At 72.6% G+C, this 22,409-nt stretch carries 22 protein-coding genes; 15 read left to right on the top strand and 7 right to left on the bottom strand.

The features are described from left to right. The first annotated feature begins 125 nt into the window (after window positions 1-125). The 6 genes from AC0HI0_RS36590 to AC0HI0_RS36565 all read left to right on the top strand — a co-directional run bounded on the left by AC0HI0_RS36590 (window position 126) and on the right by AC0HI0_RS36565 (window position 8,162). Window positions 126-938, top strand: a complete 813-nt coding sequence (locus AC0HI0_RS36590) for an HAD family hydrolase (RefSeq protein ID WP_480928042.1) — start codon at window positions 126-128, stop codon at window positions 936-938. Window positions 939-1,516: 578 nt separating this feature from the next. Continuing rightward, window positions 1,517-3,217: a glycoside hydrolase family 3 protein gene (locus tag AC0HI0_RS36585; protein ID WP_480928041.1), complete on the top strand. Its 1,701-nt coding sequence runs from the start codon at window positions 1,517-1,519 to the stop codon at window positions 3,215-3,217. Further along, window positions 3,214-4,464 carry an exo-beta-N-acetylmuramidase NamZ family protein gene (locus tag AC0HI0_RS36580; RefSeq protein WP_480928040.1) on the top strand — a complete coding sequence of 417 codons (1,251 nt, stop codon included), beginning with the start codon at window positions 3,214-3,216 and terminating at the stop codon, window positions 4,462-4,464. Before AC0HI0_RS36585 ends, AC0HI0_RS36580 begins: the two co-directional genes overlap by 4 nt. A gap of 10 nt (window positions 4,465-4,474) precedes the next feature. Continuing rightward, window positions 4,475-6,205, top strand: a complete 1,731-nt coding sequence (locus AC0HI0_RS36575) for a serine hydrolase domain-containing protein (RefSeq protein ID WP_480928039.1) — start codon at window positions 4,475-4,477, stop codon at window positions 6,203-6,205. 110 nt (window positions 6,206-6,315) lie between these two features. After that, a complete protein-coding gene (locus AC0HI0_RS36570; protein WP_480928038.1) occupies window positions 6,316-7,233 on the top strand; it encodes a MurR/RpiR family transcriptional regulator in 918 nt (305 codons plus the stop codon). Further along, on the top strand, window positions 7,230-8,162 hold the full coding sequence (locus tag AC0HI0_RS36565) for an N-acetylmuramic acid 6-phosphate etherase (protein WP_480928037.1): 933 nt from the start codon (window positions 7,230-7,232) through the stop codon (window positions 8,160-8,162). Before AC0HI0_RS36570 ends, AC0HI0_RS36565 begins: the two co-directional genes overlap by 4 nt. On the opposite strand, the gene AC0HI0_RS36560 is transcribed toward AC0HI0_RS36565, so the two are convergent. Then, on the bottom strand, window positions 8,131-8,580 hold the full coding sequence (locus AC0HI0_RS36560; protein WP_480928036.1) for an Lrp/AsnC family transcriptional regulator: 450 nt from the start codon (window positions 8,578-8,580) through the stop codon (window positions 8,131-8,133). The genes AC0HI0_RS36565 and AC0HI0_RS36560 overlap by 32 nt on opposite strands. Window positions 8,581-8,686: 106 nt before the next feature. Between AC0HI0_RS36560 and AC0HI0_RS36555 the strand changes: the two genes are divergently transcribed. Both AC0HI0_RS36555 and kynU read left to right on the top strand, forming a co-directional pair. Then, window positions 8,687-9,502: a tryptophan 2,3-dioxygenase gene (locus AC0HI0_RS36555; protein WP_480928035.1), complete on the top strand. Its 816-nt coding sequence runs from the start codon at window positions 8,687-8,689 to the stop codon at window positions 9,500-9,502. Continuing rightward, a complete protein-coding gene (gene kynU / locus AC0HI0_RS36550; RefSeq protein ID WP_480928034.1) occupies window positions 9,499-10,623 on the top strand; it encodes a kynureninase in 1,125 nt (374 codons plus the stop codon). Before AC0HI0_RS36555 ends, kynU begins: the two co-directional genes overlap by 4 nt. A 7-nt stretch (window positions 10,624-10,630) precedes the next feature. Here kynU and AC0HI0_RS36545 read toward each other — a convergent pair whose 3' ends face one another. Further along, on the bottom strand, window positions 10,631-11,356 hold the full coding sequence (locus AC0HI0_RS36545; RefSeq protein ID WP_480928033.1) for a Fic family protein: 726 nt from the start codon (window positions 11,354-11,356) through the stop codon (window positions 10,631-10,633). A gap of 92 nt (window positions 11,357-11,448) precedes the next feature. Here AC0HI0_RS36545 and AC0HI0_RS36540 point away from each other — a divergent pair, with 92 nt between their 5' ends. The 5 genes from AC0HI0_RS36540 (at window position 11,449) to AC0HI0_RS36520 (ending at window position 16,993) form a co-directional block, all read left to right on the top strand. Continuing rightward, entirely contained in the window at window positions 11,449-12,018 is a 570-nt protein-coding gene (locus AC0HI0_RS36540) for a GNAT family N-acetyltransferase (RefSeq protein ID WP_480928032.1), read from the top strand. Between the two features lie 203 nt (window positions 12,019-12,221). Next, the gene (gene acs / locus AC0HI0_RS36535; protein ID WP_480928031.1) at window positions 12,222-14,207 is read left to right on the top strand and encodes an acetate--CoA ligase; all 1,986 of its coding nucleotides are present in this window, start codon (window positions 12,222-12,224) and stop codon (window positions 14,205-14,207) included. 123 nt (window positions 14,208-14,330) lie between these two features. Then, the gene (gene nhaA / locus AC0HI0_RS36530; protein WP_480928030.1) at window positions 14,331-15,527 is read left to right on the top strand and encodes a Na+/H+ antiporter NhaA; all 1,197 of its coding nucleotides are present in this window, start codon (window positions 14,331-14,333) and stop codon (window positions 15,525-15,527) included. Between the two features lie 48 nt (window positions 15,528-15,575). Then, entirely contained in the window at window positions 15,576-16,046 is a 471-nt protein-coding gene (locus AC0HI0_RS36525; protein WP_480928029.1) for a phage holin family protein, read from the top strand. A gap of 8 nt (window positions 16,047-16,054) precedes the next feature. Then, window positions 16,055-16,993, top strand: coding sequence for an alpha/beta fold hydrolase (locus AC0HI0_RS36520; RefSeq protein WP_480928028.1), 939 nt, complete (start codon window positions 16,055-16,057; stop codon window positions 16,991-16,993). Here the strand turns inward: AC0HI0_RS36520 and AC0HI0_RS36515 are convergent. The 5 genes from AC0HI0_RS36515 to nth are packed head-to-tail and all read right to left on the bottom strand — an operon-like array spanning window position 16,956 to window position 20,966. Continuing rightward, a complete protein-coding gene (locus AC0HI0_RS36515) occupies window positions 16,956-17,708 on the bottom strand; it encodes a methyltransferase domain-containing protein (RefSeq protein ID WP_480928027.1) in 753 nt (250 codons plus the stop codon). The two genes, AC0HI0_RS36520 and AC0HI0_RS36515, sit on opposite strands and share 38 nt — an antisense overlap. 37 nt (window positions 17,709-17,745) lie before the next feature. After that, window positions 17,746-18,933: a MarP family serine protease gene (locus tag AC0HI0_RS36510; RefSeq protein ID WP_480928026.1), complete on the bottom strand. Its 1,188-nt coding sequence runs from the start codon at window positions 18,931-18,933 to the stop codon at window positions 17,746-17,748. 16 nt (window positions 18,934-18,949) lie between these two features. After that, window positions 18,950-19,612, bottom strand: coding sequence for an NUDIX hydrolase (locus AC0HI0_RS36505; protein WP_480928025.1), 663 nt, complete (start codon window positions 19,610-19,612; stop codon window positions 18,950-18,952). Then, the gene (locus AC0HI0_RS36500) at window positions 19,609-20,202 is read right to left on the bottom strand and encodes a TlpA family protein disulfide reductase (RefSeq protein ID WP_480928024.1); all 594 of its coding nucleotides are present in this window, start codon (window positions 20,200-20,202) and stop codon (window positions 19,609-19,611) included. Before AC0HI0_RS36500 ends, AC0HI0_RS36505 begins: the two co-directional genes overlap by 4 nt. Then, window positions 20,199-20,966 (bottom strand): endonuclease III, encoded by a 768-nt coding sequence (gene nth / locus AC0HI0_RS36495; protein ID WP_480928023.1) that lies wholly within the window; start codon window positions 20,964-20,966, stop codon window positions 20,199-20,201. Before nth ends, AC0HI0_RS36500 begins: the two co-directional genes overlap by 4 nt. A 180-nt stretch (window positions 20,967-21,146) precedes the next feature. Here nth and AC0HI0_RS36490 point away from each other — a divergent pair, with 180 nt between their 5' ends. Beyond that, window positions 21,147-21,398: a hypothetical protein gene (locus tag AC0HI0_RS36490; RefSeq protein WP_015097743.1), complete on the top strand. Its 252-nt coding sequence runs from the start codon at window positions 21,147-21,149 to the stop codon at window positions 21,396-21,398. A 197-nt stretch (window positions 21,399-21,595) separates the two neighbouring features. Beyond that, window positions 21,596-22,270, top strand: a complete 675-nt coding sequence (locus AC0HI0_RS36485; protein WP_015097742.1) for a Crp/Fnr family transcriptional regulator — start codon at window positions 21,596-21,598, stop codon at window positions 22,268-22,270. Window positions 22,271-22,409 lie beyond the last annotated feature (139 nt).

Genomic DNA, 22,409 nt, shown 5'->3' with positions numbered 1-22,409 from the left:
CAGGGTCATGCGTGTCTTCCGTTAGAGGGACACGGAAAATTCGGTAGACCGCATCACTGTGAGTTCGTAAAGCGCCGAATGACGGTGGTCGGCGGACTGCTCCGACCGGCCCTTAAGCTGGAGCGGTGACCGAGCACGCCACCGAAGGCAGCGGGGTCGCCGCGTTCTTCGACCTGGACAAGACCGTCATCGCCAAGTCGAGCACGCTGGCGTTCAGCCGGCCGTTCTTCCAAGAAGGTCTGATCAACCGGCGTGCGGTGCTCAAGAGCGCCTACGCGCAGTTCGTGTTCATGCTGGCCGGCGCGGACGCCGACCAGATGGACCGGATGCGCTCGCACATCACCGCCCTCTGCGAGGGCTGGGACGTCGAGCAGGTCCGCTCGATCGTGGACGAGACGCTGCACGACATCGTGGATCCCTTGGTCTACAAGGAGGCCACCCAACTCATCGTCGACCACAAGGCGGACGGGCACGACGTGGTCGTCGTCTCCGCGTCCGGGGAGGAACTGGTCGCGCCCATCTCGGCGATGGTCGGCGCGACGCGCAGCGTCGGCACCCGGATGGTGGTCAGCGACGGCCGCTACTCGGGCGACGTGGACTTCTACTGCGCGGGCGAGAACAAGGCCGTCGCGGCCAAGCGGCTCGCCGAGGAGCACGACTACGACCTGAGCCGGTGCTTCGCCTACTCCGACTCCATCACCGACCTCCCGCTGCTGGAGGTCGTCGGCCACCCGACCGCGGTGAACCCGGACCGCGCGCTGCGCAAGGTCGCGGTCCAGCGCGGGTGGCCGGTGCTCACGTTCTCCGACCCGGTTTCGCTGCGGGCCCGCATCCCGCGCCCGTCGGGTACGGCGGTGGCGGTGACCGCGATCGGGTTGGGCGCGGCGACGGCCGCCGGTGTCGCCTGGTACGGCCTGCGCCGCCGGCGCCGCAGCTGATTCACCCGGCGTTGCCCCGCTCAGCGGTACCTCGCGCGGCACCCGCTTCGAAAACGGTGTCACACAAGAAGATCCGCTACTGACGGTGGCTTGACCGGTGCACCCCATCGAGCCCTTGCCGGAGGGCCGAACACGCACTACAAAGGAGGTGCGGACCTCCGGTTGGCCAGGGACGGAGCGGAAGAGAAGCACCGTCCACCCCGACAGAGCTCCGTGCGCGGACTTCGAGCACCCACGCGCAGCACGCCGCGGGAGGCTTGTCGTCAAGGGCCTGCGTAACGGGACGCCGGACGCCGAGGCCAGGTTGATACGACACGAGTTGCACGCTTGGTAACTCGAAAGCCCGCGCTGAAGGCCGCGCCCCTCGCTTAGGTGAGGGGCGCGGCCTGTTTTCGTGCCCAGGTCCGGCTCCTCCGCCGCGGAACCGCCCGATCGAGTGATCCCGGCGGCCCGGCGATCGTCGGTGCCCGTCCGCACAATTCCTACGCAGCGCAACCCGTTGACCCGTTCCTGTGACGTGGGTAACTTGCCGAATAGGGCCACCAAGTGGTGGAAGATTGCCAAGCGAGGGGGACACCGTGCTCCGTCCGCTCGTCGCCGCGGCCGCGATCGCGGCGTCCTTCGTGGTGCACCCGGCCGCCGCCGCGCCGGACCGGGACTCGCAGGTGACCGACGTGATCCGGGGGCTGACCCTGGAGCAGAAGGTCGGCCAGCTGTTCGTCACCTACGTGCACGGGCAGGCCCCGGACGAGGTCCACCCCGGCAACCAGCGCGACTTCGGCGTGGGCACCCCGGCCGAGGTGGTGGCCAAGTACCAGCCCGGCGGGGTCGTCTACTTCGACAACCCCAGCCGCGACAACATCGACACCCCGGCGCAGATCGCGCGCCTGTCCAACGGCCTGCAACGCGCGAGCCGCATCCCGCTGGCCATCTCCACCGACCAGGAGATGGGCCTGGTGACCCGGATCGGCGCGCCCGCCACCCAGTTCCCCGGCAACATGGCGCTCGGCGCGGGCCGCAGCACCCGGGACGCCGAGCGGGCCGCCGCCATCACCGCGCGCGAGCTGCGGGCCATGGGGATCACCCAGAACTTCGCGCCGGACGCGGACGTCAACTCCAACCCGGCCAACCCGGTGATCGGCGTCCGCTCCTACTCCTCCGACCCGGCGCTGGCCGCCGCCTTCACCGCCGCCCAGGTGCGCGGCTACCAGCAGCGGGCGCTGTCCCCGGACGCCGTTTCGGCCACCGCCAAGCACTTCCCGGGCCACGGCGACACCGCCGAGGACAGCCACACCACCCTGCCCCGGGTGGACCGGACCGTCGAGCAGTGGCGCGCGATCGACGCCCCGCCGTTCAAGGCCGCGATCGACGCCGGCATCGACTCGATCATGACCGCGCACATCCGGCTGCCCCGGATCGACCCGTCGGGCGAGCCCGCGACGCTGTCCAAGCCCGCGATCGACCTGCTGCGCGTCGACCTCGGCTACGACGGCGTGGTGATCACCGACTCGCTGGCGATGGCGGGCGTGCGGCAGCTGCACCCGGACGCGGAGATCCCGGTGCTGGCGCTGAAGGCGGGCGTCGACCAGCTGCTGATGCCGGTGGACCTCGGGCTCGCCGTCGACAGCGTGGTGGCCGCCGTGCGCAACGGCGAGCTGACCGAGAAGCGCATCGACCAGAGCGTGCTGCGGGTGCTCCGGATGAAGTTCCTGCGCGGGACGCTGGGCGACCCGCTGGTGGACGAGAGCCGGGTGGACCAGGTGGTCGGAGCCCCGCGCAACCTGGCCGAGGCGCAGGCCATCACCGACCGCACGGTCACCGTCGTGCGCAACCGATCGCTGCCGCTCAAGCCGAAGTCCGCGCTGGTGACGGGGTGGGGCGAGACCGCCACCCGGACCCTGGCCGACCTGCTCGGCGGCACCGCCCTGGCCACCGGCGACGCCCCGACCGACGACCGGATCGCGGACGCCGTGCGGGCGGCGGAAGGCGCGGACCTGGTGGTGGTGCTGACCAACGGGCTGGCCGGGGAACCCGCGCAACAGGCGTTGCTGACCGAGCTGTCGGCGCTGGGCACGCCGGTGGTCGCGGTGGCCGTGCGGAACCCGTACGACGTGGCGCACACCGCCGTGCCGAACTGGCTGGCCACCTACTCCGCCGGGGCCGGGTCGATGGCGGCGGTGGCGAAGGTGATCACCGGCGAGGTGCGGCCGGGCGGGCGGCTGCCGGTCGCCGTGCCCGGACCGACGCCGTACCCGATCGGGCACGGGGTGACCTGGTGACGTCCGGGGTCTCGCGGCGGCGGCTGCTGGCCGGTGCCGCGGTCGGTGCGGCCGGGTTCACCGCAACGGGTGTCGCCGCAGGGGGCTCCGACGCGGCGGAGCGGGTCGCCACCGGGGCCGAGGTCGCGGCGGCGGACGGGTGGCGCTCGCTCGCCGGGCGCGCGGTCGGGGTGGTCACGAACCCGACCGGGGTCTTACGCGACCAGACGCACGTGGTCGACTCGATGGTGGCCGCCGGGCGTGCGCCGAAGGCCGCGTTCGGGCCGGAACACGGGTTCCGCGGCACCGCCCAGGCGGGCGGGTCCGAGGGCGACTTCCTGGACCCGCGCACCGGGATCCCGGTGTACGACGCGTACGGCGCGGACGCGGCGAAGCTCGCGCGCATGTTCGCCAAGGCGGGCGTCGACACGGTGGTCTTCGACATCGCCGACGTCGGCGCGCGGTTCTACACCTACATCTGGACCATGTACACGGCGATGCAGGCCGCCGCCGCGACCGGGGCCGAGTTCGTCGTGCTGGACCGGCCGAACCCGGTCGGCGGCACCGCGCGCGGCCCGCAGCTCGACCCGGCGTACGCGACCGGCGTCGGCCGCAAGCCGATCGTGCAGCAGCACGGTCTGACGGTCGGCGAGCTGGCGGCCCTGTTCAACGGCGAGTTCCTGCCGCGCGACGGCGGCCGGGTCGGGTTGCGCCGGGTGTGGGCGCGGGGCTGGCGGCGCGGTGATCTCGACACCGGCCTGCCCTGGGTCCCGCCGAGCCCGAACATGCCCACCCGCGACACCGCGCTGGTCTACCCCGGCACGTGCCTGTTCGAGGGGACGGTGCTCTCCGAGGGGCGGGGCACCACCCGGCCGTTCGAGACGGTGGGCGCCCCGGGGATCGACTGGCGGTGGGCTCAGGACCTGAACGCGGCGGGGCTGCCGGGCGTCCGGTTCCGGGAAGCGCACTTCACCCCGACCTTCGGCAAGTTCACCGGCCAGGCGTGCGGCGGGGTGGCGCTGCACGTCACCCGACCCGGGGAGTTCGACGCGATCCGGGCCGCCGTGGCGATGATCGTGACGGCGCGGTCGCGCTACCCCGGGGTGTTCGCCTGGCGGCCGGACTTCTGGATCGACAAGCTGACCGGCTCGGACCGGCTGCGCCGGATGGTCGACGCGGGCGCGGGCACCGACGAGGTGGTCGCCGCGTGGCGCGACGAGCTGGCCGCCTTCACCCGTCTGCGCCACGACTACCTGCACTACCGGTGAAGGAGCGACCGTGCGCACCCTGCTGACCGCCACCCTGCTCGCCCTCCTCGCCACCGCCACCCCGGCCCACGCCACCCCGACCGGCGGACGAGCCGGCGACGCCGCACCGGATGCTGTCGGGGTGGCGGGTGCGAGCGGTGGGCGGGTTCCGGACGGGCGGCGGGGGCGGTTCGACGTGGTTCGCCGGGGGTGGTCGCACGACGTGCTGCGGCCGGGCGCGCCCGAGCACGCGGGGCTCGACCCCGGGCCGATCGCCGCCGCGCTGGAGCAGGTGCGGCGCTTCACCGCGCCCGACGCGTCCGGCCACCCGCTGTTCGCCGGGGCGGTCACGCTGCTCGCCCACGACGGCGTCGTCACCACCCGCGAACCCGCCGGCTGGGCGGTCCGCTACGCCGACGCCGCCGGCACCGAGCTGCCCGAGGGCCGGCGGGTGCCGATGCGCTCCGACACGATCTTCGACCTCGCCTCGATCTCCAAGCTGTTCACCTCGATCGTGGTGATGCGCCGCCAGGAGCTGGGCCGGCTCGACCTGGCCGCCCCGGTCGCCCGGTACCTGCCGGAGTTCGGCGTCAACGGCAAGGCCGCCATCACCGTCCGCCAGCTGCTCACCCACACCTCGGGCCTGGAGCCCTGGCTGCCGCTGTGGTCGAACTACCCCGACGTCCCGGCCCGGCTCAAGGCCGTGCTGGAGGTCGCCCCGAAGAACCCGCCGGGCTCGACCTACACCTACTCCGACCTGAACCTGATCACGCTCGGCCTGCTCGTCCAGCGGCTCACCGGCAAACCGCTGGACGCCCTGGTCCGCGAGGAGATCACCGACCCGCTCGGCCTGGCCGACACCGGCTACAACCCGCCCGCCGACAAGCTCGACCGGATCGCGGCGACCGAGTTCCAGGCCCACCGCGGCCTGGTCCGGGGCCAGGTGCACGACGAGAACGCCTGGTCGCTGGGCGGGGTCGCCGGGCACGCCGGGGTGTTCTCCACCGCCGCCGACCTGGCCGTGCTGGGCCAGGCGATCCTCAACGGCGGCGAGTACCGGGGCCGGCGCATCCTGCGGCCGGGCACCGTCGAGATGATGCTCACCGACTTCAACCAGCAGTTCCCGGGCAACTCGCACGGCCTCGGCTTCGAACTCGACCAGCGCTGGTACATGGGCGCGCTGACGTCCCCGAAAGCCGCCGGCCACACCGGTTTCACCGGCACCACGCTGGTGCTCGACCCGCTGTCGGGCTCGATCGCGATCCTGCTGACCAACCGGGTGCACCCGAGCCGGGACTGGGGCACGATCAACCCCGCGCGGCGGGCTGTGGCCGACGGGCTGGCGCGGGCGCTCGCGGTGCGCCCCGCGCACGGCCGGACGGCGTGGACCGCGACGACGCACCTCGGCACGCTCACCACGGCCGCCGTCGACGTCCGCGAGGAGCGGCAGACGCTCGCGTTCGACGCGTTCGTCGACCTCGACCCGGGCGACCGGGTGGTGGTGCAGGCCAGTGACGACGGCACGTCGTGGCGCGACCTGAAGACGTTGACCGGATACGGTGCACGCCGCTGGGAACGCGTGGAACTCACGACGACGTCGGCGAGCGCCTACCGCTGGCTCCACGTCCGGGGCGACGGCTACGGCGGGCGCGGCGCGTACGTCGACGGCGTGCGGGTGTCGGACCGGCGCGGCGTGCTGCTCGACGGCGAGCGCGATCCGGGGGCGTTGTCCGGCGACGGGTGGCGTTCGGCCGACCGCTAGTGGGCCGGTGGCCGAACAGCCCACGCCACCGGGTGGGAATAAGCGGCGGTCGGGGTGAGATCCGGCCACTGCGCGTTGATTTTCGGTTGGACGGTTAGTAAGTTTCCCACGTGTCCACCGAGAGCACCGACAACGCCGGCCCCCTCGTCAAGATCCGCTCGCTGCTGCCCGGCCTCGCCCGCGCCGAGCAGCGGGTCGCGAAGGTCGTGCTGGACAACCCGGCGACGGTCGCCCACCGCAGCATCACCGAGGTCGCCGAGGCCGCCGGCACCAGCGAGACCACGGTGACCAGGTTCTGCAAGGCCATCGGCGTCGGCGGGTACCCGGAGCTGCGCATCGCGCTGGCCGCCGACACCGCCCGCACGGCCGCGCGCACCGACCGCGACCTGGGCGGCGACATCGGCCCCGGCGACGACCTGCGCCAGGTGGTCGGCAAGGTGGCGTTCGCGGACGCCCGCGCGGTCGAGGAGACCGCCGAGCAGCTCAACGTGGAGACCCTCCAGCAGGTGGTCGAACTGGTCGCCGGCGCGCGCCGGGTCGACGTCTACGGGTTCGGCGCGAGCGCGTTCGTGGCCTTCGACCTCCAGCAGAAGCTGCACCGGATCGGGCGGACGTGCTTCGCCTGGAACGACACGCACATCGCGCTCACGTCGGCCGCCGTGCTGACCGGGGCGGACGTGGCGGTCGGCATCTCGCACACCGGCTCGACCTCGGAGACCGTCGAGGCGCTGCGGGTGGCCCGGGAGCACGGCGCGACCACGGTGTCGCTGACGAACTTCCCGCGCTCGCCGATCAGCGAGGTGTCCGACCACGTGCTGACCACGGCGGCCCGCGAGACGACGTTCCGCTCCGGCGCGATGGCCAGCCGGATCGCGCAGCTCACGGTGATCGACTGCCTGTTCATCGGCGTCGCCCAGCTGCACGTGGACAGCGCCAAGACCGCGCTGGAGGCGACCTACGACGCGGTGTCGGGCCACCGCCTGGGCGCCCGCCCGGACGGCAGGCGGCGCCGGGAGACCGGTAAATGACGCCGCACCGGCCCGACGTCGCGGTCCGGGTGGAGTCGCCCACGGAGGCCCGCAACCCCCGGACCGAGGACATCGACCGGCTGTCCACGCTGGACGTGCTGCGGCTGATCAACGCCGAGGACCACCAGGTGCCCGACGCGGTGGCCGCCGTGCTGCCGGAGCTGGCGCGCGCCGCCGACCTGGCGGTGGGCGCGCTGCGCGCGGGCCACCGGGTGCACTACGTCGGCGCGGGCACGTCCGGCCGGCTGGCCACGCTGGACGCCGCCGAGCTGGTGCCGACCTTCAACGCCCCGCCGGACTGGTTCGTCGCGCACCACGCGGGCGGCTCGGAAGCCCTGGTCAAAGCGGTGGAGGACGTCGAGGACGCGGCGGCGGGCGGTGCCGCGCAGATCCGCAGGCACGCGGCGGCGGGCGATCTGGTGCTGGGCGTGACCGCGTCCGGCCGCACGCCGTTCGTGGTGGCCGCGCTGGCCGAGGCCCGCACGCTGGGCGCGCACACCGTCCTGGTCTCGAACAACCCGATCGCGCCGCCGGTCGAGGTGGACGTGCTGATCGCGGTCGACACCGGCCCGGAGGCGATCGCCGGCTCGACCCGGATGAAGGCGGGCACCTCGCAGAAGCTGGTGCTCACCTCGTTCTCGACGGCGGTGATGGTCCGGCTGGGCCGCACGTACTCGAACCTGATGGTCTCCATGCGCGCCACGAACGCGAAGCTGCGCGGTCGCACGGTCCGCATCCTGCGCGAGGCGACCGGCCTGGGCGACGACGAGTGCACGTCGGCGCTGGCGGACGCGGGCGGCGACCTGAAGGTGGCGCTGGTGCACCTGCTGGCCGACGTGCCCGCAGCGCGCGCCGCCGAGGCGCTGGACGCCTCCGAGGGCCACGTCCGGCAGGCGCTCAGCCTGCTGTCACCGGGCGCCACGGGATAGGCGTCGACAGCACCATCGCCGAGGACGTCTCGCCGTAGCCGCCCAACCGCACCAGCAGCCGTTCCAGCTCGATGATCGAGCTGGTCACGACCTTGACGACGGAACAGATGTCGCCGGTCAGCCGCACCACCTCGACCACCTCCGGGCAGTCGTCGAGCAGTTCCGGGTGCACCGTGATGCACCGGGGCCCGTAGCACTTCATCCGCACCAGGGCGACCACGGACCGGCCCACCGCCGTGGGGTCGACAGTGGCCCGGTAGCCGGTGATCACCCCGGCGTTCTCCAGCCGGCGCACGCGCTGCGCCACGGTCGGCGGCGACACGTGCACCCGTCGCGCCAGCTCGTTGTAGGACAGCCGCGCGTCCTCCTGCAACGCCTCCAGCAAGGCCCAGTCGACCCGGTCCAGCTCCACGCTCATGAACCGAAAGCTATCCGCAAAATCCACTTTCATCCATAAGAACTTCTGCCGCGAATCGGCCTCGACACCCATTCAGATCAGCCAAAACGGCAGCCATGATGAAGTCATGGAATGCCCGGTCGCACCCAAGCTGGACTTCGGCGGCACGACGCCCTACGAGGACTACGTGCACGCCTCCGTGCTGCACTCGTTGCAGCAGCAGTGGTCCCAGGACCCGCGCGAGATGTCGTTCCTGGTGATCACCCAGATCATGGAGCTGTACTTCGGCCTGCTCTGCTTCGAGTGGCGACAGGCGCAGCAGGAGCTGCGGGACGACGACCTGCGCGCCGCCGTGCGCACGCTCAAGCGCAGCGACCTGCACCTCCAGGCGTTGAACGCCGCGTGGCGGCCGATCGCCCGGATGACCCCGACCGAGTTCAACTCGTTCCGGGACGCGCTGGGCGAGGGCTCCGGCTTCCAGTCCGGCCGCTACCGCGAGGTGGAGTTCCTGCTCGGCGAGAAGTCCCGGTCGATGCTGGTGCCGCACCGCGCCGTGCCCGCCCAGCACGACGCCCTGGAGGCGCTGCTCAGCGAGCCGAGCGTCTACGACGACGTGCTGGCCGCGTTGCACCGGCACGGCCTCGCGATCCCCGAGGAAGTGCTCAAGAGGGACGTCGCCGAGCCTTACGAGCCGAACGCGGACGTCGAGCGCGTGTGGGCGGACATCTATCGCGGCGGCTCCCGTGATCTGCTGGAGTTGGGCGAGGCGCTGACCGACCTCGCCGAGGAGTTCGCCCGCTGGCGCTACGACCACCTGCTGGCGACCCGCCGTTCGATGGGGTCGAAGGTCGGCACCGGCGGCTCGGCGGGCGTGGCGTGGCTGGAGAAGCGCACCCGCCGGTCGATCTTCCCGGAGCTGTGGACCGCGAGGAGCTACGTGTGAACCACGACCCGTTGGCGCACGTCCGCGCCCTGTTCGAGCTGGACGACGACATCGTCTACCTGGACGGCAACTCGCTGGGCGCGCTGCCGCGCAACGTGGCCGCCCGGGTCCAGGGCGTCATCGCGGACCAGTGGGGCCGGCGGCTGATCCGCAGCTGGTCGGAGGGCTGGTGGGAGGCTCCGGAGCGGGTCGGCGACCGGATCGGCCGGCTGGTCGGGGCCGCGCCCGGCCAGGTGGTCGTGGCCGACTCGACCAGCGTGAACCTGTTCAAGGCGCTGATGGGCGCGGTGCACGGCACGGACCGGTCGGAGATCGTGGTGGACGCGGGCACGTTCCCCACCGACGGCTACATCGCGCGGTCGGTCGCCGAGCTGACCGGCCTGACCCTGCGCCCGGTCGACCCGGAGCACCTGACCGCGGACGACCGGACCGCCGCGGTGCTGCTCAACCACGTCGACTACCGCACCGGGCGCCTGCTGGACATGGCGGCGCTGACCGCCCGGGCGCACGACGCGGGCGCGAAGGTCGTCTGGGACCTGTGCCACAGCGTGGGCGTGCTGCCGATCGAACTCGACCGGCTGAACGTGGACCTGGCGGTCGGCTGCACCTACAAGTTCCTCAACGGCGGCCCCGGCTCACCCGCGTTCATCTACGTCCCGACGGCCGCGCAGCCCGGCTTCCACCAGCCGCTGACCGGCTGGACCGGCCACCGGGCCCCGTTCGCGATGACGCCCGACTACACGCCCGACCCCGGCGTCTCGCGGGCCCGCGCGGGCACCCCGGACATCGTCTCGATGCTGACCCTCGACGCCGCGCTGGACGTCTGGGACCAGGTGGACCTGCGCGACGTCCGGGCCAAGGGCCTGGCGCTGACCGCGCACTTCCGCGACCTGGTCGAGGACCTGCCGGGGATCGAGGTGATCACCCCGGCCGACGAGTGGCGCGGCCACCAGGTGTCGCTGCGGCACCGGGACGCGCAGTCGCTGATGCGGCGGTTGATCGAGCGCGACGTGATCGGCGACCACCGCCCGCCGGACGTGCTGAGGTTCGGCTTCGCACCGCTCTACAACTCGTTCGAGGACGCCGAGCGCGCCGCCGCCGTGCTCAAGGAGCTGCTCTAGCACCCGGTCAGGCGGAGGCGGCGTCCGCGATGCCGCGGGCTTCGCGGGCACCGGCCTCCAGCGCCTCGCACCAGAACAGCACCCAGGCCGCCACGCCGTCGGGCTCGCCGGTGGAGAACCCGTGCAGCGCGGCGGCGTAGTCGTGCTGCCGGCGCAGGCAGGCCACCTCGGGCACGCCCAGCGACTTGGGGTCGAGCCCGGTGGCGATGGACGCCAGCCGGGACGCGGCCCGCGCCACCACGCCGTTGGCGGTGGCGAACGGGGCCAGCGCCATCAGTTCGCCGTGCACGACGGCCACGACCAGCGGTCCGGGCGCGGACGTCCCGCCGGTCACCAGGCCGGCCAGCAGGTCCAGCCGCTCGGAGATGCCGGGCGCGGGGCGCGGCCGGCCGCGTTCCACGCCCAGGTCCGCGCCGGCGAGCACGTGCAGCCGGGCCAGCGCCTGCAGCGGGGCGCGCTGCCAGGTCGGCAGGACCACGCCGAGCGCCTCGGCCACCCGCAGCGCCCCGGCCAGCACCGGCTCGGCGACCGCGCCGTCCGGGGGGATCGCGGTGGGCCCGCCGTCGAGGGCCGCCGAGGCGCGGGCGGCGCGCACCGACGCCTCGGCCGCCGTGGTCGCCCAGCCGCGCAGGTTGACCCGGTGCCGGTGCACCTGGAACACGGCGTCGCGGGCGGACTGGACGGCGTCGGCCACACCGGGCAGGTCCAGCAGCGGAGCAAGCGGATCGGTCACGCCGGAGCACACTACCCGCCGGTAAGTGGCCTCTCGAAACACCTCGGCAATAGCCGTGACAAGTGGCCACTGGGGCGCTTAGGGTCGAGGACATGACCTGGTACGACCGCCCCACCCTCGTCGGCGAGCACGTGCGCCTGGAGCCGCTGTCCGTCGACCACGCCGAAGGACTGCTCGAAGCGGGCAAGGACCCGGACATCTGGACGTGGCTGAGCCTGCGGCAGCCGCGCACGCCCGCCGAGGCCCGGACCATGGTCGAGACGATCCTGGCCGACCCGGACCGCCGGGCGTGGGCGCAGGTCGACCCGGCCACCGGCGAGGTCGCCGGCACCACGTCGTACTACGACATCGACCCCGCCCACCGGGGCCTGTACATCGGCTTCACGTGGATCGGCGCGCGCTGGCAGCGCACCGCGCTCAACCGCAACGCGAAGCTGCTGCTGCTCACCCGGGCGTTCGAGGAACTGGGCGCGCACCGCGTCGGCTGGCACACCGACGGCCTCAACGAGCGGTCACAGCGCGCGATCGAACGGCTGGGCGCGACCCGCGAGGGCGTGCTGCGCGCACACCGGATCCGACCGGACGGGACGTTGCGCGACACGGTCGTGTACTCGATGACCGCACCCGAGTGGCCGGCCGCCAAGGCCCGTCTCGGAGCGTGAGCCTGCTCACGAATCGCGCCGCTGGTCGCAGGGGTTGTGCCATCCAGCGGGATCACAATGGTCAGGCAGGCCCACGCCGGGTTACACAGTTACCCGGATGTTTCGGCCATGCTTGAAATTGGTCTGAACCTTTTGGGTGCGCAGTGAGCCGGATCGCACTACCGTCAGTGCGCACCCCCACGGATTCAGGAGGTCCTCGCACCATGACCCAGCCGCAAGCCCAGGGACCGGCCCTGGACAACCTGCTCACCGAGAACCGGACGTTCCCGCCGAGCCCGGAGTTCGCCGACCAGGCCAACGCCGGCCCGGCGCTCTACGACGAGGCAGCGGCCGATCGCGACGCGTTCTGGGCGAAGCAGGCGGAGCGGTTGGCTTGGGACACCAGGTGGACGCAGGTCCTGGACTGGTCGAACGCCCCGTTCGCGAAGTGGTTCGTCGGCGGCCGGCTCAACGTCGCCTACAACTGCGTGGACCGGCACGTCGAGTCCGGCCACGGCGACCAGGTCGCCATCCACTGGGAGGGCGAGCCCGGCGACAGCCGCGCCATCACCTACGCCGACCTCCAGCGCGAGGTCTCCAAGACCGCCAACGCCCTGGTCGAGCTGGGTGTGGGCGCGGAGGACCGGGTCGCCATCTACATGCCGATGGTGCCCGAGGCGATCTTCTCGATGCTGGCCTGCGCCCGGCTCGGCGCGCTGCACAGCGTCGTGTTCGGCGGCTTCTCCGCCGAGGCGCTGCGCACCCGCATCGAGGACTCGCAGGCCAAGCTGGTGATCACCACCGACGGCCAGTACCGGCGCGGCAACCCGGCGGCGCTCAAGCCCGCCGTGGACGAGGCCGTGGCCAACGCGGCGAGCGTCGAGCACGTGCTCGTCGTGAAGCGCACCGACTCCGAGGTCGAGTGGACCGAGGGCCGCGACCTGTGGTGGCACGACCTGGTCGACCGCCAGTCCGACCAGCACGCGCCGGAGGCGTTCGACTCCGAGCACCCGCTGTTCATCCTCTACACGTCCGGCACGACGGGTAACCCCAAGGGCATCCTGCACACGTCCGGCGGTTACCTGACCCAGGCCGCGTACACCCACCACAACGTGTTCGACCTCAAGCCGGACACCGACGTGTACTGGTGCACCGCGGACATCGGCTGGGTCACCGGCCACAGCTACATCGTCTACGGCCCGCTGGCCAACCGCGTCACGCAGGTCGTCTACGAGGGCACGCCGAACACCCCGCACGAGGGCCGGCACTGGGAGATCGTGCAGAAGTACGGCGTCTCGATCTACTACACCGCGCCCACGCTGATCCGCACGTTCATGAAGTGGGGCGCGGACATCCCGGCCAAGTACGACCTGTCCACGCTGCGCGTGCTGGGCAGCGTCGGCGAGCCGATCAACCCCGAGGCGTGGATCTGGTACCGGGAGAACGTCGGCGCGGGCAAGACGCCCATCGTGGACACCTGGTGGCAGACCGAGACCGGCGCGATCATGATCTCGCCGCTGCCCGGCGCGACCTCCACCAAGCCCGGCTCGGCGCAGCGCCCGCTGCCCGGCATCGGCGCGAAGGTCGTCGACGACCAGGGCGTCGAGGTGCCCGCGGGCGGTGGCGGCTACCTGGTGCTCGACCAGCCGTGGCCGTCGATGCTGCGCGGCATCTGGGGCGACGAGGCCCGCTACCGCGACACCTACTGGTCCCGGTTCGGCGAGCAGGGCTACTACTTCGCGGGCGACGGCGCGAAGTACGACAACGACGGCGACATCTGGCTGCTCGGCCGGGTGGACGACGTGATGAACGTGTCCGGGCACCGGATCTCCACCACCGAGGTCGAGTCCGCGCTGGTCTCGCACCCGACCGTGGCGGAAGCGGCGGTCGTCGGCGCGGCCGACCCGACCACCGGCCAGGGCATCGTGGCGTTCGTCATCCTGCGCGGCGGGGTGGCCGAGGGCTCGGACGGCGCGGCGGCGATCAAGGCGCTGCGCGACCACGTGGCCAAGGAGATCGGCCCGATCGCGAAGCCCCGCCAGATCCTGGTGGTGCAGGAGCTGCCGAAGACCCGCTCCGGCAAGATCATGCGCCGGCTGCTGCGCGACGTGGCGGAGAACCGCCAGGTCGGCGACGTCACCACGCTCGCCGACTCGTCCGTGATGGACCTCATCTCCCAGGGCCTGAAGTCGGGTTCCTCGGAGGACTGAGCACGAGCGGACAGGGTGCCCTCCACCGCGGAGGGCACCCTTCTGCGTTAAAATCCCGTCAAGGTGAGCCGGGAAGTCTGGTCGGCACGAGGATGACCCGTACCCGACCCACCTGGAGCCACGTTGAGCCGCAAGCACCGCGCCGTCGCGGAGTTCGCCCGCTACCTGCGCACCGAGACCGTCGGCGGCATGGTCCTGCTGGGTGCCACGGCGGTCGCGCTGATCTGGGCCAACTCACCGCTCGGCGGCGCGTACGCGGCGTTGCGGGACTTCCACATCGGACCGTCGTCGCTCGGGTTGAGCCTCAGCGTCGGCGACTGGGCCAAGGACGGCCTGCTCGCGGTCTTCTTCTTCGTCGCGGGGCTGGAGCTCAAGCGCGAACTGGTGATCGGCGAACTCAACAACCGCAAGGCGGCGGTCCTGCCCGTGGTGGCGGCGGTCGGCGGCATGGTCGTGCCGGCGGCGATCGCGCTCGGCGTCGGTTGGGGCGAGCCCGGGATCGAGCGGGCGTGGGCGATCCCGGTGGCGACGGACATCGCGTTCGCGCTGGGCGTGCTGGCGATCACCGCGTCCGGGCTGCCCAGCAGCCTGCGGGTGTTCCTGCTGAGCCTGGCCGTGGTGGACGACCTCGGTGCCATCCTGCTCATCGCGATCCTGTTCACCGCCGAGTTCAACCTGCTCGCGGCGCTCGCCGCCGTGGTGCTCATGGCGTTGTACGCGTACTTGCAGCGCAGGCGGGTCACCACGCCGTGGCTGTACGTCCCGATCGCGGTCGGCACGTGGATCGCCGTGCACGCCGCGGGCATCCACGCCACCATCGCCGGCGTCGCGCTCGCGCTGCTCACCCGGGTGCGCAAGGACCGCTACGAGCAGGAAGCTCCCGCGCTGCGCCTGGAACACCGGCTGCAACCGTGGTCGGCGGGTGTCGCGGTGCCGGTGTTCGCGCTGTTCGCGGCGGGCGTCCCGGTGAGCGGTGCCGCGCTCGGCGCGTTGTTCGAGGACAAGATCGCGCTCGGCGTCATCTTCGGCCTGGTGGTGGGCAAGCTGGTCGGGATCGTCGGCGCGTCCGCGCTCGCCGTGCTGTTCCGGGCGGCGGTGTGGCCCAGCGGCGCGGGACCGCGCGACATCGTGGCGGTGGCCATGCTGGGCGGGGTCGGGTTCACGGTCAGCCTGCTGATCGCGGACCTCGCGCTCGACGGGCAGGCCGCCGAGCAGGCGAAAGCCGCCGTGCTGCTGGCCTCCGCGGCGGCGTCGCTGCTGGCCTCGGTCCTGCTGGTGCGGCGCAGCCGGGTGCACCGGCGCGCCGACGAGGACGCGTGATCCGCCGGTCGGGCGGCCCCGGGATCTCGTGCATGGCACGATGACGTGGTGACCAGCGCTCGGGAGAACACCAACGGCAGCGGACTGCCCCCTGTTCCGTCGATCCCGTTGACCGCGGAGAGCGCGGCCAAGATCGCGGAGGAGACGTCCCTCGGCGGCCTGGTCCGCGACGCGACGTCGCACCTGTCGACGCTGGTCAGAGCAGAGGTCGAGCTGGCCAAGTCGGAGATCGCCGGCGAGGTGAAGAAGGGGCTCAAGGGCAGCGTCTACTTCATCCTCGCGCTGACCATCCTGCTGTTCAGCTCCTTCTTCTTTTTCTTCTTCGCCGCGGAGCTGCTGGCGGAGTGGCTGCCGCGCTGGGCGGCGTTCCTGATCGTGTTCGGCGCGATGCTGCTGAGCGTGGCCGCGTTCGCGTTCCTCGGCTACCGCAAGGTGAAGAAGCTGCGCGCGCCCACCCGGACGATCGAGTCGGCCAAGGACACCGTCGCGGCGCTGACCCACCGCGGCGACGAGTCCTGAGCAGCGCCGTGCGGCTGCCGCCGGACCCGTCGACGGTCCGGATCCCCGGGCCGTGGACGCACCGCGACGTGTCCGCGAACGGCATCCGCCTGCACGTCGCCGAACTCGGCGACGGCCCGCTCGTGCTGATGCTGCACGGTTTCCCGGAGTTCTGGTGGTCGTGGCGGCACCAGCTGCCCGCGCTCGCCGAAGCCGGCTTCCGGGCCGCGGCGGTCGACCTGCGCGGCTACGGAGACTCGGACAAACCCCCGCGCGGCTACGACGGGTTCACGCTGGCCGGCGACGTCGCCGGGCTGGTCAAGGCGCTCGGCGCGGCCAAGGCGCACGTCGTCGGCCACGCGTGGGGCGGGATGCTCGCGTGGACGGTCGCCGCCATGCACCCCCGGCTGGTGCACACGGTCACCGCGATCGCCGCACCGCACCCGCTGGCGCTGCGCCGCGCGATCCGCCGGCACCCGCGCGGGCAGGGCCGGGCCGGCGCGCACGTGTTCCGCTACCAGGTCCCGATCCAGCCCGAGCGCAAGCTGACCCGCAACGGCGGCGCGGAGGTGGCCCGGCTGATCTCCGCGTGGGCCGGTCCGAAGTGGACGGTGTCACCGGAGTTCGACGAGGTGATCCGGCGCAACCGGGAGGCGATGCTGGTACCCGGCGTGGCCCACTCCGCGCTGGAGTACCACCGCTGGGCGGTGCGCTCGCAACTGCGCGGCGACGGCCGCCGGTTCGCCGAGGCGGTGGACCGCAGGCTGTCCATGCCGGTGCTGCAACTGCACGGCGCGGACGACCCGGTGATGCTGGCGACCACCGCCGCCGACTCGGGCCAGTGGGTCGGCCCGAACTCCCGCTACCACGGCCTGCCCGAGGTGGGGCACTTCCCGCACCAGGAAGCGCCGCACACCACGAGCCGGCTGATCACCGAGTTCCTGCGCGGGGCCGCAGCACGGCGGTGAACAGCAGGAACGTCGCCAGGAACGGCGTCGTGCCCAGTTCGCGCAGCCACCGGCGCGCCACCTCCGGCGCGAGCCCGCCCGCGGCCACGGCCCGTTCCGCGTTGCGCCGCAGCCCCAGGATCTCGTCGGCCGCCGCGTAGTCCCGGATCACCGGCGCGGTCACGTGCAGGTCCACCTCGAACCCGGCCCGCTCGGCCAGCCGGGCCACCCGGCGGCCCACCGTCGCGCCCGGCACCACCCGGTCGCACACGAACTCCCGCACCGCGCGGCCCACCCGCACGTCGCCCGGGTCGACCGTGATGGTGTCCCAGTCCGGCTGGGCCACCACCGCGATCCCGTCCGGCCGCAGCACCCGCCGCAGCTCGGCGAACACCGCCGCCGGCGACGCGACCTGGTGCAGCACCCGGTCCAACCGCGCCCGGTCCACCGTCGAGTCGGCCAGCGGCAGCGCCGCCGCGTCGCCCAGGTGCACCGCGACCGCCGGGTACTCCTCGGTGCGCGCCCGCGCCGCCGCCACCATGTCCGGGTCGGCGTCGATCCCGATCACCCACTCCGCGCCGGTCGCGGCGAGGTCCACCAGGTCCGACCCCGGACCGCAGCCGACGTCCAGCACGGTGTGCCGCCGCCACACGTCCAGCGCGCTGAGCAGCCGCTGCTTGTAGGCCCGCGCGGTGTCGTGCCGGGCCACCGCGTCCAAGTACCCGATCGCGTTCACGCCACCAGCCAAGCAGCGGGTTGTGGAGATCCGGTGATCAGGAGGCGCAGGTTTGCGTGGAAGCCCGGCGGACCTGGCCGGGGGCGTCGGCGACCTCGTTGGCCACCTCCTGCGCGGTGAGCACGAACCCGGTCTCCTGGTCGTCCACGGCCGCGCCGAACACCACGCCCATCACCCGCCCCTGCGGGTCGATCAGCGGACCGCCGGAGTTGCCGCTGCGCACCTTCGCCCGGACCGTGTAGACGTCGCGCGTCACGGTCGCCGCGTCGTAGATGTCCGGGCCGCGCAGCATCGGGATGCGCTCGCGGATGCGCGCCTCGGACGCCGTGTACGGCCCGTCCAGCGGGTAGCCGAGCACGATCCCGTCCTCGCCCTGCTTGATCTCGTCGGTGCGGAACACCAGCGGCTCGGCCTCCAGGTCCGGCACGGCGAGGATGGCCACGTCGGTCTGCGGGTCGTAGTGCACGACGGTCGCGTCGAACTGGCCGCGCCCGACCTCCACGGTGACCTCGCTGGTCCCGGCCACGACGTGGGCGTTCGTCATCACCCGTTCCGGTGAGATGACGAACCCGGTGCCCTCCAGCGCCCGCGAGCACGACGGCGCCCGCCCGCGCACCTTGAGCACGCTGGGCCGCAGCTTCTGCACGATGGGGTTGGCCGACAGCGCCGGGTCCGGCGGCCCGACCTCCTTGAGCGGCGTCCGGTTGAACGGGTCCATCGCCGCCGGGAAGCCCGACACGTCGAACAGGTTCTGGAGGTCCTGGGACAGCGTCCGCGCGGCCTGCGGCATGGTGCCGTCGACCGTGGACAGGATCACCGACTGGTTGAGCGCCTTGGCCAGCGACGGCAGCCCGGCGACCATGGTCAGCGGCAGCGCGATCATCCACGCCACCACGAACACCACCGCGCCCTGCACGATCGCGCCCAGCGCGTTGTCCGCGCCGCGCAGCGGGCTGGAGTTGACCTTGGGCTTGATGGTGCGCCCGACGTACACGCCCAGCGTCTCGCCGAGCGCGACCAGCAGCACCACGATCCCGACCGCGAACACGACCTTGGTGACGACGTTCTCGAACTGGGCGACCACCAGCGGGGCCAACTGCGTGCCGAGGACCAGGCCGATCAGCACCCCGACGAACGCGGGCAGCGCGACGACCATGCCTTGCCGGGCACCGGAGACCGCGGCGAAGGCGGCCAGCGCCAGGACAAGCAGGTCAACCCAGTTCACGCAGCCCAACCCTCCGTCACGTAGCGCGCAACGCTAGCTCAAGGTCGCGCACGTCCGCCCTGTCCCACGGCTGTTCCCAGCCGCCCAGCGAGAGCAGCCCGTCGAGCAGCCCCGCGGTGAACCCCCACACCAACATGCCAGGCGCGGAGAACGCGGGTCCGGAGAAGCCGGACGGAAGGGTGACCCGGAACCGGTTGGCCGGGTCGGCCAGGTGCGCGATCGGCACCCTGGCCACGGCGGCGGTCTCGTTGAAGTCCACCGGCGCGACCGGCGACGGCTCGTCCCAGTGCGCCAGCACCGGCGTGACCACGAACTTCGACACCGGCACGTACAGCTCGGGCAGTTGCGCGACCGGCCGCACGCCGGAGCGCAGCACGCCGGTCTCCTCGAACGCCTCGCGCAGCGCCGTGTCGACCGGGCCGTCGTCGGTCGGGTCGGCCGCGCCGCCCGGGAAGGCCACCTGCCCGGGGTGCGATCCCAGGGTGTCCGAGCGGCGCAGCAGCAGCACGTCCGGCCCGTCCGGGCCCTCGCCGAACAGCATCAGCACGGCCGCCGCGCGGCCCGCGCCGTCCGGCGGCGGGGAGATCCGGGTGAACGCGCGGGCGTCGATCCCGGCGGTGGCCTCGACCAGCCCGCTCATCCACCCGGGGACGTCCTCCGGGTCGACCAGGGCGCTCATCCGACCACCTCGCGCACCTGCTCGACGCTGGTCAGCACGGGGTACCTGGTCACCTCGGTCATCGTGCCGTCGGCCCCGACGACGAAGGTCACCGGCATCCCCGGCCGGGGGCGCACGGCCTTGCGGACCGCGTCGTCCTCGCTGAACACGGCCGGCAGTCGCACGCCGAGCTTCTCCAGCAGCTCCAGCCCGTCCCCCTCCTTGCTCTCCACCAGCACCGTCACCACCGGGACCGCGCCCGGCTCCCGCGCGTACGCGTCGAGCACCTTCAGCTCTCCTTGACAGGGAACGCACCAGGTGGCCCAGAAGTTCACCACCGCGCGGCCGGCCAGCGCGGCCGACGCGTCGAGCGGGGAGCCGTCGCCCAGGCAGCGCGCGCCCACCCCGCGCAGCACGGTCGGCCCGGTCTGCCCGGTCGGGCACGGCCGCAGCGCGGCCCGTTCGCGCAGCGGGCCCAGCTCCCGGGTGGGCCGGCCGGCGGCCGGGCCCTGCCCCGCCGGGTCGGTGTCCGGGGTGCGCGGCCACAGGGCCACCACCCCGGCCACCGCGAGCACCAGGACGACCGCCGCCCATCGAACCGCCCGGCTCACGCCAGCTTCTCCCCCGCCCGCACCCGTTCGGCCAGCGCGATCAGGTGCGGTGCCTCCTCGCCCTTGACCAGCTTCTCGGCCTTGGCCGGGTCGACCTGGCCGATGCCGTAGGACGGGCACTGCGGGGCCAGCAGGCACGCACCGCAGGCGGGGGTGCGGGCGTGGCACACGCGCCGGCCGTGGAAGATCGTGCGGTGCGACAGGAGCGTCCAGTCCTTGCGCTCGATCAGCGCGCCGATGGCGTGCTCGACCTTGACCGGGTCCTCCTCCTCGGTCCAGCCCCAGCGGCGGACCAGCCGGCCGAAGTGGGTGTCGACCGTGATCCCGGGCACGCCGAACGCGTCACCGAGCACGACGTTCGCCGTCTTGCGGCCGACGCCGGGCAGCGTGACCAGCTCGGCCAGCGTGCCCGGCACCTCGCCGCCGAACCGCTCGACCAGGGCCGAGCCCAGGCCGATCAGCGAGGTGGCCTTGTTCCGGTAGAAGCCGGTGGAGCGGATGTGCTCCTCCAGCTCGGTGCGGTCGGCGGAGGCGTAGTCGGCGGCCTTCCGGTAGCGCGCGAACAGCGCCGGGGTGACCATGTTCACCCGGACGTCGGTGGTCTGCGCGGAGAGCACCACGGCGACCAGCAGTTCCAGCGGTGTCGTGAAGTCCAGTTCGCAGTGCGCGTCGGGGTAGCCCTGGTGCAGTACGCGGACCATCCGACGAGCGCGCCGGGTGAGGCCCAGCTGGGTCTCCGGCTTCTTGACCGTGCTGCGAGCCATGAGAGAAGGCTACTGCCACCCACCGACACGCCCGGCCGATCTCACGCCAACCGATCGACCCGCCCACCGCGCGCAACCACCCGGCCGCTGTGGACGTCCACATACAAGACGACCCCCAAGCCGAAACAGAGACCCCCTCGGATGCGCGTCCACATGGGATGCGCAAGGATCGGAGCCATCATGACTGCCTGGTTCGTCATCGCCGTTCCGATCGTGATCATGTTCTTCGCGCTCTTCATGGAGCGCGTTGAAGCTCGTCTGCGCCACGTCGCCGTCCAGGAGGACGAGGTCGAGGAATTCCTCGAATCGGCGCGCCCCGACGAGGTCAGGGCGCTCTACGGGCACGGCATCGGCCGCGCGCTGGAGCTGTTCCGGCTGCGCAGGCTGGGTGGTCGTGCCAGGAACCTGCGTCAGCGGCGCACCCGCCGCTAGCGGGGCAAGAACCGGCGAGGCCCGCGGGGTCACCCCCGGTGGGCCTTTTCGGGCTGTCCGGGGGCTGTGCGGCGGCGCGCCGAAAGGCGATCCACCCCACAGCGCTTAGACTGCACTCAGTGATCGACGGCAGGCGCTGATCCGCCAGAAGGCGGAACGCGCTCGACCAGCCGTCGCGTCTCGACAGGAGGGACGAGGTGGACGAGACCCTGGCCCGCGCGGGCATTTTCCAGGGGGTTGAACCGGCTGCAGCGGAGGCACTGGCGCAGACGCTGGAGTCCGTTGAATTCCCGCGTGGCCACGTGATCTTCGCGGAAGGCGAGCCGGGTGACCGGCTCTACATCATCCAATCCGGGAAGGTGAAGATCGGCCGCAAGTCGCCGGACGGTCGGGAGAACCTGCTGGGGATCTTCGGGCCCTCCGACATGTTCGGCGAGCTGTCGATCTTCGACCCCGGTCCGCGCACGTCCACCGCCACCACCGTGACCGAGGTGCGCGCGGTGAGCATGGACCGACCGGCGCTGCGGCAGTGGATCACCAACCGGCCGGAGATCGCCGAGCAGCTGCTGCGGGCGCTGGCCCGCAGGCTGCGCCGGACGAACTCCATGCTGGCCGACCTGATCTTCACCGACGTGCCCGGCCGCGTCGCCAAGGCGTTGTTGCAGCTCGCGCAGCGCTTCGGCAGCCAGGAGGCCGGTCTGCTGAGGGTCACCCACGACCTGACGCAGGAGGAGATCGCCCAGTTCGTCGGCGCGTCGCGGGAAACGGTGAACAAGGCCCTGGCCGACTTCGCCCACCGCGGCTGGCTGCGGCTGGAGGGCAAGAGCGTGCTGATCCTCGACCCGGAGCGGCTGGCGCGCCGCGCCCGCTAGGTCCCCGGACCGCACCGGCCATCGTCGTCGGACAACAAGACCGGGCGCCGCCCCCGACGCGGCGCACCGGTCTTGTTGTGTTGCGCGGCCCATCCCCCGACAGACCGCGCTTCTCCACACCTCCGGCACCTTGCAGGCC

Source organism: Saccharothrix sp. NBAS 001, from assembly GCF_056640475.1.
The sequence above is the reverse complement of the archived record's forward strand: the minus strand, read 5'-3'. Positions and strand labels throughout refer to the sequence as shown.

Coding starts and splice junctions, on each gene's coding strand:
- AC0HI0_RS36555 (WP_480928035.1), top strand. CDS start 8,687: ATGGAATGCCCGGTCGCACCCAAGCTGGACTTCGGCGGCACGACGCCC.
- nth (WP_480928023.1), bottom strand. CDS start 20,966: ATGGCTCGCAGCACGGTCAAGAAGCCGGAGACCCAGCTGGGCCTCACC.
- AC0HI0_RS36560 (WP_480928036.1), bottom strand. CDS start 8,580: ATGAGCGTGGAGCTGGACCGGGTCGACTGGGCCTTGCTGGAGGCGTTG.
- AC0HI0_RS36565 (WP_480928037.1), top strand. CDS start 7,230: ATGACGCCGCACCGGCCCGACGTCGCGGTCCGGGTGGAGTCGCCCACG.
- AC0HI0_RS36490 (WP_015097743.1), top strand. CDS start 21,147: ATGACTGCCTGGTTCGTCATCGCCGTTCCGATCGTGATCATGTTCTTC.
- acs (WP_480928031.1), top strand. CDS start 12,222: ATGACCCAGCCGCAAGCCCAGGGACCGGCCCTGGACAACCTGCTCACC.
- AC0HI0_RS36540 (WP_480928032.1), top strand. CDS start 11,449: ATGACCTGGTACGACCGCCCCACCCTCGTCGGCGAGCACGTGCGCCTG.
- AC0HI0_RS36505 (WP_480928025.1), bottom strand. CDS start 19,612: ATGAGCGCCCTGGTCGACCCGGAGGACGTCCCCGGGTGGATGAGCGGG.